Origin of the sequence: Paraburkholderia sp. BL23I1N1 (assembly GCF_003610295.1) — a bacterium.
GTDB lineage: Bacteria > Pseudomonadota > Gammaproteobacteria > Burkholderiales > Burkholderiaceae > Paraburkholderia.
In genome coordinates this window covers 406,150-418,270 of sequence record NZ_RAPV01000001.1, presented here as the reverse complement: position 1 = coordinate 418,270, position 12,121 = coordinate 406,150, and the positions used below count along the sequence as shown (strand labels likewise).

Annotated in this window: 12 protein-coding genes; 7 read left to right on the top strand and 5 right to left on the bottom strand. The window is 63.7% G+C overall.

Annotated features, from left to right (window positions below):
- Positions 1-156: 156 nt before the first annotated feature.
- The 3 genes from B0G76_RS02070 to B0G76_RS02060 form a co-directional block, all read right to left on the bottom strand.
- Positions 157-1,350 (bottom strand): phosphoglycerate kinase, encoded by a 1,194-nt coding sequence (locus tag B0G76_RS02070; RefSeq protein ID WP_120289700.1) that lies wholly within the window; start codon positions 1,348-1,350, stop codon positions 157-159.
- 272 nt (positions 1,351-1,622) lie between these two features.
- Positions 1,623-1,946 (bottom strand): AzlD domain-containing protein, encoded by a 324-nt coding sequence (locus B0G76_RS02065; protein WP_120289698.1) that lies wholly within the window; start codon positions 1,944-1,946, stop codon positions 1,623-1,625.
- Positions 1,943-2,689, bottom strand: a complete 747-nt coding sequence (locus tag B0G76_RS02060) for an AzlC family ABC transporter permease (RefSeq protein WP_120289696.1) — start codon at positions 2,687-2,689, stop codon at positions 1,943-1,945. The genes B0G76_RS02065 and B0G76_RS02060 overlap by 4 nt, the downstream gene beginning before the upstream one ends.
- Before the next feature lie 194 nt (positions 2,690-2,883).
- Between B0G76_RS02060 and B0G76_RS02055 the strand changes: the two genes are divergently transcribed.
- From B0G76_RS02055 to B0G76_RS02030, 6 genes are all read left to right on the top strand, one after another.
- Positions 2,884-3,807, top strand: coding sequence for a branched-chain amino acid transaminase (locus B0G76_RS02055; RefSeq protein WP_120289694.1), 924 nt, complete (start codon positions 2,884-2,886; stop codon positions 3,805-3,807).
- Positions 3,808-3,884: 77 nt separating this feature from the next.
- The gene (locus B0G76_RS02050) at positions 3,885-4,079 is read left to right on the top strand and encodes a zinc-finger domain-containing protein (protein WP_042321180.1); all 195 of its coding nucleotides are present in this window, start codon (positions 3,885-3,887) and stop codon (positions 4,077-4,079) included.
- Between the two features lie 266 nt (positions 4,080-4,345).
- Positions 4,346-5,371: a lipopolysaccharide heptosyltransferase II gene (gene waaF / locus B0G76_RS02045; RefSeq protein ID WP_120289692.1), complete on the top strand. Its 1,026-nt coding sequence runs from the start codon at positions 4,346-4,348 to the stop codon at positions 5,369-5,371.
- A 176-nt stretch (positions 5,372-5,547) separates the two neighbouring features.
- Positions 5,548-5,994 carry a nuclear transport factor 2 family protein gene (locus B0G76_RS02040; RefSeq protein WP_120289690.1) on the top strand — a complete coding sequence of 149 codons (447 nt, stop codon included), beginning with the start codon at positions 5,548-5,550 and terminating at the stop codon, positions 5,992-5,994.
- Between the two features lie 56 nt (positions 5,995-6,050).
- A complete protein-coding gene (locus tag B0G76_RS02035; RefSeq protein ID WP_120289688.1) occupies positions 6,051-7,190 on the top strand; it encodes a hydrolase in 1,140 nt (379 codons plus the stop codon).
- On the top strand, positions 7,183-7,755 hold the full coding sequence (locus B0G76_RS02030; RefSeq protein WP_120289686.1) for a DUF2946 family protein: 573 nt from the start codon (positions 7,183-7,185) through the stop codon (positions 7,753-7,755). The genes B0G76_RS02035 and B0G76_RS02030 overlap by 8 nt, the downstream gene beginning before the upstream one ends.
- 129 nt (positions 7,756-7,884) lie before the next feature.
- Here the strand turns inward: B0G76_RS02030 and B0G76_RS02025 are convergent, their stop codons facing one another.
- The gene (locus B0G76_RS02025) at positions 7,885-9,558 is read right to left on the bottom strand and encodes a M48 family metalloprotease (protein WP_120289684.1); all 1,674 of its coding nucleotides are present in this window, start codon (positions 9,556-9,558) and stop codon (positions 7,885-7,887) included.
- Between the two features lie 134 nt (positions 9,559-9,692).
- On the opposite strand from B0G76_RS02025, the gene moaC reads away from it, so the two are divergent.
- Entirely contained in the window at positions 9,693-10,169 is a 477-nt protein-coding gene (moaC, locus tag B0G76_RS02020) for a cyclic pyranopterin monophosphate synthase MoaC (protein WP_120289682.1), read from the top strand.
- Positions 10,170-10,238: 69 nt separating this feature from the next.
- On the opposite strand, the gene B0G76_RS02015 is transcribed toward moaC, so the two are convergent.
- Positions 10,239-12,023, bottom strand: a complete 1,785-nt coding sequence (locus tag B0G76_RS02015; protein WP_120296143.1) for a Wzy polymerase domain-containing protein — start codon at positions 12,021-12,023, stop codon at positions 10,239-10,241.
- Positions 12,024-12,121 lie beyond the last annotated feature (98 nt).

Sequence of the window (12,121 nt, the reverse complement as noted above, 5' to 3'; positions counted from 1 at the left end):
TGCTCGGTTACTGCGTGGGCTGTTGCGTGGTTTAACGCTTGCGGTACTGCGGCGGAGCGCGCTTCGCGCTCCCCTGCCGTTGCAGCTGCGGTGTTGCGCGGCAACATGCTACCGCGCGCTTTTGCAGACTTCGCTGAGGGGGAGCGCGTCGCCACGTTAAGCCCGCGATTCCAGAACTTCGACCGCCGGCAGCTTCTTGCCCTCAAGGAACTCGAGGAAGGCGCCGCCGCCCGTTGAAATGTAGCTGACCTTGTCGTGGATGCCGTACTTGGCAATCGCGGCCAGCGTGTCGCCGCCGCCTGCAATCGAGAACGCCGGCGATTTGGCGATCGCGTCAGCGAGCGTCTTGGTTCCGTTGCCGAACTGATCGAATTCGAACACGCCGACCGGGCCGTTCCACACGATCGTGCCGGCCTTTTCCAGTTGTGCGGCGAGCACCTTGGCGGTTTCCGGTCCGATGTCGAGGATCATGTCGTCGTCCTGCACGTCCGCCACGGCTTTCACTTCAGCCTTGGCGGTCGGCGAGAATTCTTTCGCCGTGACCACGTCGATCGGAATCGGCACCGAGGCGCCGCGGGCTTTCGCGGCGTCGATAATGGCCTTGGCTTCGTTGACCAGATCGGCTTCGGCGAGCGACTTGCCGATCTTCAGGCCCGCCGCCAGCACGAACGTATTGGCGATGCCGCCGCCAACGATCAGCTGATCGACCTTGTCGGCGAGCGACTTCAGGATGGTCAGCTTGGTGGACACCTTCGAGCCGGCGACGATTGCCACCAGCGGACGCTTCGGCGCGCCCAGCGCCTGGCCGAGTGCTTCGAGCTCAGCGGCCAGCAGCGGCCCCGCACAGGCGACCGGCGCGTATTTGGCGATGCCGTGCGTGGTCGCTTCGGCGCGGTGCGCGGTGCCGAACGCGTCGTTCACGTAGATGTCGCAGAGCTTCGCCATTTTCTGCGCGAGTTCGTCGGAATCCTTCTTTTCGCCCTTGTTGACGCGGCAGTTCTCCAGCAGCACGACCTGGCCCGGCGCGACGTTCACGCCGTTTTCCACCCAGTTGGCCACCAGCGGCACGTCACGGCCGAGCAGCTCGGCCAGACGCTTCGCGACCGGCGCAAGCGAGTCTTCCGGCTTGAATTCGCCTTCGGTCGGGCGGCCCAGATGCGACGTAACCATCACGGCGGCGCCTGCGTCCAGCGCGGCCTTGATCGCCGGCACGGAGGCGCGGATGCGGGTGTCTTCGGTGATGTTGCCTTGATCGTCCTGCGGCACGTTCAAATCGGCGCGGATGAACACGCGTTTGCCGGCTAGCTTGCCTTCGGCGATCAGATCGGAGAGACGCAATACCTTGTTCATGGGCGTGTATGTGCGAGTTGATGAGAAGGCGGTGGCGGACGACGCGCTGGGTCGTGAGCGCGGCAAACTCCAGCGCTTGGGCACGGCAGCGGCTCCACTGAGTCGGGCGCCGGCGGCAGAGCCGCGGCTGTCGCGCCATGCAGCGGCGCGCTTATCCCGGAAACAGCCATTTTAACTGATCCACACTGCCTTCAGACCCGCAACCAGGCGAATGTCCCGTATTTGGAGGATGCATCGCGCATGTTGCAACACAGCATTTTCAGTTCAATCAATTACATGAAGAGGCGCAAGAGCGTGAACACGACCATTCCCACCACAATCGTGCCGAGCATGGTGCGTCGCAACAAAAACCACGCGAGACCGGCCAGCGTCGCGTAAAACTCGTGGTTCGACGGCGCAAACGAGAGCCCTTCCGGCGTGCTCAGCACATCGGGCAGCACGACGGCTGCCAGCGCCGCGGCCGGCGCATAGCGCAGCATCCGCTGAACGCGGGCCGGTAAAACCGTGCGCTCGCCGCCGATTAGAAACATGGCGCGTGTCACTGCGGTGACGAAGGTCATGCCGATAATGGCCAGCCAGATCTGCGTGGATGTCATGGGGAATCTCCGGCGCGGTTACGGATGCGGCGCAAATCGGCACGCTCGACCATCAGGTCGGCGGCACTGCCCGCGAGAATCGCCGCGATCACCGCCAGCGGCAGCTCGAGCCGGTACGGCAGGTCGAAAGCGAGCAGCGACACGAGGCCCGCAATGCTGACGGCAACCAGCGTGGAACGCGTGGCGATCGCCGACACCATGATCGGCAGCAACGCCAGCGTGCCCGCGAGCGCGAGGCCCCAGTTGTCCGGAATCAGGCTCGCCAGCAGGATGCCGACGATCGACGAGACCTGCCACGACAGCCAACTGCACACCGCCATGCCCCAGAAATACGCCTCCTTGCCAGGCAGGTAACCGGTCTGGAAGCTCTTCTTCTGAAACAACAGGTAGATCACGTCGCCGTTGAAATAGCCCAGTACGATGCGCCGCCACATCGGCAGATAGGAAAAGTGCGGCGCGAGACCGGCGCTGAAGATCACAAAGCGCGTATTGACCATCGCGGCGGTGAGCAGCACGGTCCAGACCGGCAGCTTGGCGGCGAGGAGTGGCAGCACGGCCAGTTGCGACGAACCGGCGTAGCACAGCAGCGACATGGTGAGCGCCTGCGGCAGCGCGAGCACGGACTTGCTCATCGCAATGCCAGTGACGAGGCCCCAGGAGAAAATCGCCATCAGCGTGGGCGAATAGTCGCGCGCGCCTTCACGGAAGGCACGGCGATCGGTATCTGACAGTCGAGCGAGCATGGGGCGAAAACGCGGGCGTGAGACGGCGCCGCAACGAAGGGAAGTCGGCGCCAGGTCGTCAAGCACCCGCTGGCGCATCCGGATTTGAATTATGCGTGCGCCGAATTATAGCGCCCGGTGTGCGGCCAAATGCCCGTTTCGTGTGCAAAAGACGCTAAAATGACGCTCTTTCACCGCACCCGCTGGAGAATCGTATGTCAATGGCCGACCGCGACGGCAAGATCTGGATGGATGGCAAGCTCATCGACTGGCGCGACGCCAAGATCCACGTGCTGACCCATACGCTGCATTACGGCATGGGCGTTTTCGAAGGTGTCCGCGCCTACAAGACGGCGGATGGCGGCACGGCGATTTTCCGCCTGCAGGAACACACCAAGCGCCTCTTGAACTCGGCCAAGATCTTCCAGATGGACGTGCCGTTCGACCACGAAACGCTGGCCGCCGCGCAATGCGAAGTGGTCCGCCAGAACAAGCTGGAATCCTGCTACCTGCGCCCGATCATCTGGGTCGGCTCGGAAAAGCTCGGCGTGTCGGCCAAGGGCAACACGATCCACGTGGCGATCGCCGCCTGGCCGTGGGGTGCTTACCTCGGTGAAGACGGCATTGCCAAGGGCATCCGCGTGAAGACTTCGTCGTTCACGCGGCATCACGTGAACGTGTCGATGGTCCGCGCCAAGGCGTCGGGCTGGTACGTGAACTCGATTCTCGCCAACCAGGAGGCGATCGCCGACGGTTACGACGAGGCGCTGCTGCTCGACGTGGACGGCTACGTGTCGGAAGGCTCCGGCGAGAACTTCTTCCTCGTGAACAACGACAAGCTGTACACGCCGGATCTGTCCTCGTGCCTCGACGGCATCACGCGCGACACGGTTATCACGCTGGCGCGCGACGCGGGCATCCAGGTGATCGAAAAACGCATCACGCGCGACGAGGTCTACACCTGCGACGAAGCGTTCTTCACCGGCACCGCCGCCGAAGTCACACCGATCCGCGAACTCGACAACCGCACGATCGGCTCGGGCGCACGCGGCCCGATCACCGAGAAGCTGCAATCGGGCTTCTTCGATATCGTGAACGGCAAGAGCGACAAGTACGCGCACTGGCTCACCAAGATCTAACGCGCGCTGCACCGGCCCGGGCCCCTGGTCTTTTGCCGGCGCAACGCACGCACCCTGCATACAACGAGAACGTCCCCATGAGCGAAATCAAGGAAATGCCGCTGGTCGAACTGTCGGCAAAAGACCTGCCGGCGTATTGCCCGAACCCGGCCATGCCGCGCTGGAGCGCGCATCCGCGCGTCTTCATCGACGTCACGCACGGCGAAGCAAAATGCCCGTATTGCAGCACGCGCTACAAGTTGCGCGACGGCGAAGTGGTCAGGGGTCACTAACCTGAATATCGCGCACTGAGCACCGATCGCTTGCTGCGCTCTTTGCCGGCTCGCCCGCTGCCCGCCGGTTCGTCACGTGACGCGCCGGCTTTGCTATTGCAGCAGGTGGCGGCAAGACAAGCGCTTCGCAGCCAAGCCGCAGCCGCGGCGGGACTGGCCATGCCGGACCCGCACCGCAAAGCTCGCGGCTTTTCCCCTTTGACACCATCGAACGCCACGCGCATGGCGCGCGCGGCGCTTCGTTTCGACACCGGACACTCACTCTGATGCGTCGCGCGTTGGTTATCGCACCGAACTGGATCGGTGACGCATTGATGGCGCAGCCGCTGTTTGCGCGCCTCGTGAAATTGCATCCGCGCATCGTGATCGACGCGGTCGCGCCCTCGTGGGTCGCACCCGTGCTCGAACGCATGCCTGAGATTCGCGACGTCTACGCAACCGACCTCGCGCACGGCAAGCTGCAGATGCTGCGCCGCTGGCAACTGTCGAGCGACTTGCGCGACGTCGGCTACGACGCGGCTTACGTCCTGCCGAATTCGCTCAAGTCGGCACTGATTCCATGGATGGCGGGCATTCCGCTACGCATCGGCTACACCGGCGAAAGCCGCTACGGCTTGCTGAACGTACGTCACGCGAATCCGCGCAAAGACGAACGCCCGCCGATGGTCGGTCACTACGCCGCGCTCGCCTACGCGCCCGGCGCCAAGATCCCCGACGACCTGCCGATGCCCCGGCTCGATGCCGACTTGAACGAAGCCTCGCGCGTCTCCGCGCGCTTCAATCTGGATACGCGTGTGCCGCTGCTGGTGTTCTGCCCGGGCGCCGAGTACGGTCCGGCCAAGCGCTGGCCGCCCGAGCATTTCGCAGCGCTCGCGCAGATCGTCGGCCAGTCGTTCCCGTACACGCAGATCGTCGCGCTCGGCTCGCCGAAAGACGCGCCGCTTGCCCAGGCCATCGCCGAAAAAGCGCCGAACGTGCGCAATCTGTGCGGCCAGACCGCGCTGAGCGAGGCGTGCGCGCTGATCGCGCGGGCCAACGCCGTCGTCACCAACGACTCCGGGTTGATGCACGTGGCCGCCGCGCTGCGCCGGCCGCTGGTGGCCGTGTACGGTTCGACCGATCCACGCCACACGCCGCCCTTGTCCGAGCTTGCGAAGGTACAATGGCTCCATCTCGAATGCAGTCCCTGTTTTCAGCGCGAATGTCCGCTAGGGCATCTGAACTGCCTGAAGCAGCTGAGCGCCGAGCAGGTATTCGGCGATTTGCGCGGCATGTTGCTTGCGCAACGTTGAGCCAAACTGATTCGACTGATACTTGCACGCAACACCGCACGCCCCTGAACGCGTCGCGTCATGTTCGCGCCTTGCGGCGCGGGCATTCTCGCGCTTGGGTGCGATTGTCCGGTGCTCCGGACTGTCCCGCTGAGCTGCCCCGCAACCGCGCGCCGCGCACAAGAGACTGACGAGCCATGCCACGTTTTGCCCATATCTTCGAAGCCGCCGCCGATACGCTGAACGCCTATTACCAGGCCGTCGCCGAGGTGAATATCGACAGCTTGATGGGCCTGTGGATCGATGAGGAGTTCGTCAGTTGCATCTGCGCCGACGGCTCCCATCTGCACGGCCTCGACAGTATTCGCGCCGGCTTGCAAATCCAGCTCGAAACCGCGCCCGTTTCGATTGAACCGCTCGATATTCGCGTCTACGACAGCCTCGGCACGGTCGTCTACGCCATTGCCGAAGCGCACCGCCCGGCCGATCCGAAGGCGGCGCCCACCATGGTGTTCACCACTTACGTCATGGTCCACGAACGCGGCGAGTGGCGGATCGCGCATATTCACGCGAGTCCGATGCCGAATGAGACCGCCAGTCAGTTCGCCACCAAGATGCGGCATGGTCAGGGATCGCTGCACTGACGTTTGACGGGCGTTTGCCTGTTTCACCGGTTTGATCTTTTTGCTTCGACGCTGGTATGAGTACGCCCCGCAGGAAGTCCCCCGTCTCGAATGAGGTCCCGATTGGGCATTGGGGGACGACGCACGATACATCCGCCTCTACCGGCGCAACACGCGCCGCAGCCGCTGCCAGGACCACGCTCGATCTGTTCTACCGCGCGCCGCTCTGGCTGCCGAACCGGCATGTGCAGACCATCGTTCCCGCGTTGTTCGCGCGCCGTCCGGCCGTCACGTTCCGGCGTGAACGCTGGGATACGCCGGACGGCGATTTCATCGATCTCGATTGGGTGGTGCATGACGGCCAAGCCGCCTCCGCGCTCTACCCGCTCTCCCCGCCTCAAGTTCCGGCCGAAGACGCGCCGCTGTTCGTCCTGTTTCACGGCCTCGAAGGCGGTTCCACGTCGCACTATGCGGCCACGTTGATGGCCGCCGCGCGCGACTACGGCTGGCATGGCGTCGTGCCGCACTTTCGCAGTTGCAGCGGGCCGCTGAACCGGTTGCCGCGTTTTTATCATCTCGCCGACAGCAACGAAGTCGACTGGATCCTGCGGCGCCTGCGCGCCACGCATCGCGGGCCCATCGTGGCGGCGGGCGTGTCGCTCGGCGGCAATGTGCTGCTGCGCTGGCTCGGCGAGCGGCGCGAAGACGCGTCGCCGGTGCTCTCGGCTGCCGCGGCGATTTCGGCGCCGCTCGACGTGCATGCCGGCGGCCGTGCGCTATCGCAAGGCTTCGGCATGGTCTACACGCGCAATTTCCTGAAGACGCTGAAGCAGAAGGCCGAGCAGAAGCTGGCGCAGTTTCCGGGGCTGTTTGACCGCGACACGATGCTGGCGAGCCGCACCATTTACGACTTCGACAACGTGGTGACGGCGCCGCTGCACGGCTTTCGCGACACAAACGACTACTGGAGCAGCGCGACCACCCGGCCGTTGCTGCCTGGGATTGCCGTGCCGACACTGGTACTGAACGCGCGCAACGACCCGTTCTTGCCGGCCGAAGCGTTACCGGCGCAGCATGAGGTGTCGGCATCGGTAGAGCTCGATCAGCCCATGCACGGCGGCCACGCCGGCTTTATGACCGGACCCTTCCCGGGCCGCATCGACTGGTTGTCACAGCGCGTGCTCGGTTATCTGGAGCGGTACGTCGATCATGGATGACATCGTCAAGCAGGCCTTGGCTAAATGGCCGAATGTGCCGAGTTGCACCGGCTGGCTGATGCTGGACCGGCGCGGCAATTGGCGCATGCGGGATGAAACCGCTCAGGCCAGCGGCGCGCCTGGCACGCCGATCCGGCACGAGGCGTTGCTCGGATTTATCAATCGGAATTACGACGCCGATGAACGCGGGCAGTGGTTTTTTCAGAACGGGCCGCAGCGCGTGTATATCGAGTTGGGTTATACGCCGTGGGTGGTGAGGTTGTCTGCCGATGCCGCCGGGGTGCTTTCTTTGACGGATCAGGCTGGAGGGGCTTTCGTGCCTTCGGCGGTGTTGGTCGACGATGAAGGCGGGATTCTGTTCGTCGACGGCTCGGCGCCACCGAGAGTCGCTGTTTTGCACGACCACGACCTCGAGGTTTTTTCTGACCACGCGACGTTGGGCGATGACTCGATGAGCGGGATGTTTCGCTGGAACAATGGCGTTGTGCTGCCCTTGCAGGGCGTGCAGCGAAACGAGGTTGCCGCGCGGTTCGGGTTTGTCGACAGTCCGGCGGCGAACGCTTAGGTTTTGCCAGCTTAGTGCCTGGGTCTTTTGCACACTTTTGCACAGCCCGCGTTCTGGTCAGACTGCGAAGGCCAGCAACACCCCCTAACTCTTCTCGTCGAGCCGCTCCTCTTTATATCGGCTCTCCATCTAATGTAACCGGGCATCGACGGTCGCGAGATCGTAGTAGCCGATCACCTTCAGATCACGCGCTTCCTTCAATTGCCGGATGGCCGACGGCCAGGCTCCCTCGAGGGCGAATTTCTCGGCCAAGGCCCGATGCTGCGTCAACGCATCTCCACTGCCGGCGCTTGCCTGTGCAAGGTACATCCACCAGGCAGGCTGATCGGGTTGCGCACGCGTTTCCTTCAAAGCCAGCGCCTGCGCGGCGGTAAATTGCTTCAAGGTCAGCAAGGTCTGGATATGCACGTCGATCGCGGCGTTCGACTGCGGCCAGCGCTTCTGCGCAAATTCGGCAAGACGAGCCGCCTCATCATTACGCCCGGCACGGCGTGCGATGTCGGCCGCCAGCACGTCGAGACTCGGCGAACTGCACATGGGCCCACCTTCACCGCGTTCACCGCGTTCGGCACGCTCACTCGCTCCAAACACCGCGCGCGACGAAGCCAGCGACGCCACCGCATCGTCGTAACGTTCGAGCAGCATCTGCCCATACGCGATCCCGTACCAGTTCGCGGCGACGTTCACCGCGGTACGGTCCTCGATTTCGGAACGCAGGCGCGAAATCTCATCGGCGTATTCGCTGCGCGAGCGGTCCTGCAGCAAGCGCGCCCGCGCCCGCACAAATCCGTATTCGGAGGTCTGATGCGGCTGCCGGTATGGCGCGCGGCGCGCACGGTCTGCCATGTCGGCGATCCGTTCGCCGGTCAACGGGTGGGTGCGCGCGTAGGCCGGTATGCCCGTGTCGTTCATTGCCGCGCGATCGAGGCGGCCGAAAAACGTCGTCATCGCGTAGGGGTCGTAGCCGGCGCCGGCCAGCAGCAGAAAGCCGACTCGGTCCGCTTCGTGCTCGGCGAAGCGCGAGAAACGCAACTGGTTGTCGACCGCATACGCCTGGCCGCCAATCGCAATCGCGCTGCCGAGGTCGCCGCTGTGCGCGAGCACGCCCGCCACGATGCCGAACAACAAGCCGGCGAGCGCGGCATAGGAGCTGTGTTCGCCGGTGGTGATCATCCGCGAAATGTGCCGCTGCAAGACGTGCCCCATCTCGTGACCGAGCACGGAGGCGAGTTCGGAGTCGGTTTGCGTCGTCACGATCAAACCGGCGTTCACGCCGATAAAACCGCCCGGCAGCGAGAAGGCGTTGATCTGCGTGTCGCGGACCGCGAACAGCTCGAAGTCCGGACGATAGCCGCCGATGTAGAGCGCGCTCGCCGCTGCGGAAAGTTTCGCGTCGACCGAGTTCAGATAGTCGCGCACCAGCCAGTCGTCGAGATAGTCGGGGTCGCGGCGCACCTCTCGCATTACGCGCTCGGCTTGCGGCGTCAGCGAGCCGGAGCCGCCGTTGCCGAGGTCGGGCAGTTGCTGCGTGACGATGGGGACACGCCATCCGGTGGTCGCGCTCGCGTTGCCGGAAAAGCGGCTCTGCGCGCCGCCATAGACGCCGAAAACGCGTTGGGCGATATCGGGTGGCACGATCGGGTCGGCAAATGATTCGACCGGGCCGCTCTCCAATGGCGGTTCGGCGGACTGCACGTTGAGCGCGAGGTTCGTGTTCGATGCGGCGCGCGATTGCGCGAACACGCCCGGCGGCGCCGCGAGCGCGACAGACAACAACGCAGCAAGAATCCGTTTCGAACGCATCGCGAGGTCGATATGACGAAGTCGAAAAGCGACACCCGCCGCTCGGACTAAGATAACGGGCATAGGGCAATTGTAATCATCCCGGCCCGCGCGGCCACACTGCTATGATAGGCGCCCTCTGAAGGAGCCCAACCATGCCTGAACTCACTCATTTCGATGCCGCCGGTCAGGCGCATATGGTGGATGTCGGCAGCAAGCAGGAGACGAAGCGCATCGCCATTGCGCGTGGCTCGATTCGCATGCTGCCGGAAACGTTCGCGCTGATTCGCGATGGCAATGCCAAGAAAGGCGACGTGATCGGGATCGCGCGGATCGCTGCGATTCAGGGTTCGAAGCGCACCGCCGATCTGATCCCGCTATGTCATCCGCTCGCGCTGACGCGCGTCAAAGTGGACTTCGAACTCGATGAAGAACTGCCCGGCGTGCACTGCACGGTGCAAGTGGAGACGCTGGGACGCACGGGCGTGGAAATGGAAGCGCTAACCGCCGTGCAGGTTGGACTGCTGACGGTGTACGACATGTGCAAGGCGGTGGATCGCGGCATGACGATCACCGATGTGAAAGTGCTGGAGAAGCACGGCGGGAAGTCTGGGGATTGGGTGGCGGGTTGATGACGGCCAAGGCCATCGCCCCGCTCCACCTCTAAAGCATCAGCTACGGCTACAAAACGACAGCGCAGCTCAATCCTCGTCGCTGTCGTCGTCCTGATTGACGTTGCCGGACGGCAGGCCGTAGCGCTTGACCAGTTCCGCCTTGAAACCGGCCAACGTCTTCTGCTCGTCGCACAACTCATACACGTAGGCCAGCTGCGAAGGCCAGTCGTTCAACTCCACAGCGAAGATCTTCAGACGCTCAATGGTGTCGAACGCCCCCGCCGTATCGCCGCTCAACGCCTGCAGCACCGCGTACCGGCGCAGCACGGTTTCGCCCGGCAGCAGCGCCATCGCCTGCTTATGCATGGCGAGCTTGTGCTGCAGGTTCATCGAATTCATGGGTTCCAACGTCGCCAGGCCATATTCGCCCCACGCCCGGAACAGGAACGACGGATCCGCGCGATACTGCTCGGCCGGACGCGAGCCGTAATACAGCACCTCGGAACGCTGGTAGTCGCGAAACACGGGATACAGCGCGGCCACGCCACCGAACACGACCACCGCAAACACACCGAACGACAGGCGGCCAGGCACGAGGCGCAGCGGCCGCGTCTCGAGCAACCCGAACACGAACATTGCCGGCAGCAGGAAGAACATGTACTGCTGCGGATACTCGACCAGCGCATGCATGACCAGCACGCCGATCAGCGCAATGCCGAACACGCGCGCGGCGCTCTGCGGCGCGCGAACCACGCGCACCAGCCACGTGATCAGGCCGAACAGCACGATGGCGAGACCGATCAAACCGGTTTTCGCGAGCAGGTCGATGAAGATGTCGTGCGAATTATTGGCAATCTCGACGCCGCCCAGCGACTTCGCATACTCGAACTGGTAGCTCGGAAACTCGCCCCAGCCGACACCCAGCAGCGGATGCGCCTTGAACATCGTCCAGCCGTATTTCCACAGCGCAAGGCGCGGCGCGATCTGGCCGGCGTCCTTGAAACGGTCAGCCGCCGACTGCCCAAGTTCCAGGTGGTAGCGCACGTTGGCCCAGCGGATCAAGGCATTGACGACGAAGAACAGCACCGCCAACACGATCGGGATCAGCCATTCGCGATTGCCGCGGCGCAGAAGCGGCTGGCTGCGCGTCTGCGCAAAGGCCATCCAGAAACCCGCCACCACGATCACGCCCATCTGCAGCCAAGGGCCGCGCGATACGGTCAAAGCGAGACCAATAGCGAAAATCGCCGACGCGAGCAGCCAGATGCTGACGGCGATGCGGCGTGTCTGCACGAGGAACAGCGCACCCGCCATCGCGAATGCGATATAGGTGGCGAGGTGGTTCGCCTGCGCCATATTGCCGAACGGCCGGCGCTCGACGGTGATGTTATAGGCGACGACAAACGGCGACACGCGCACTTCGAGGTGAAACAACTGGATCACCTGGCAGAACACGGCAAACAGGCCGCCAACGATCAACGCCCCAGCGACCCAGCGCAGCACCGTTTCGTTCAGCTTGACGCGGGTGAAACCGTAGCCCGCATGCGTGGCCATGAATGCGGCGAGCAAGTAACCGCCGCCGAGCCAGTTCATCGACGGCTGGGTGACCGGCAGCAGCACCGACTGCGCCACCAGCACCAGCCCGAACAGCAACGGCACCAGCGCGACGACCGGCGACGCAAACGTCACGCGCGGCCTGGCCGTCGAAACCAGCAGCACGACGCCCGCGCCCATTAGCAGATACAGCGCGAGCGCCGTGAATTCAGCGTAGAAGGTCGGAATCGGATACGTGTGGGTGACGACTGCATAAGGCAGCACCAACGCAAGAGCCAACAGAATGAGAGACAGATAGCGCGCAAATGGGGTGGGCATCGAATAACCGGAGGGCGTCAGCAACCGGCGCACTATACAAAGAAATTCTCCTGCTGTGCGCCGGCTGGGCTGAAATATCCCGAAAATCAGTGTTTTAC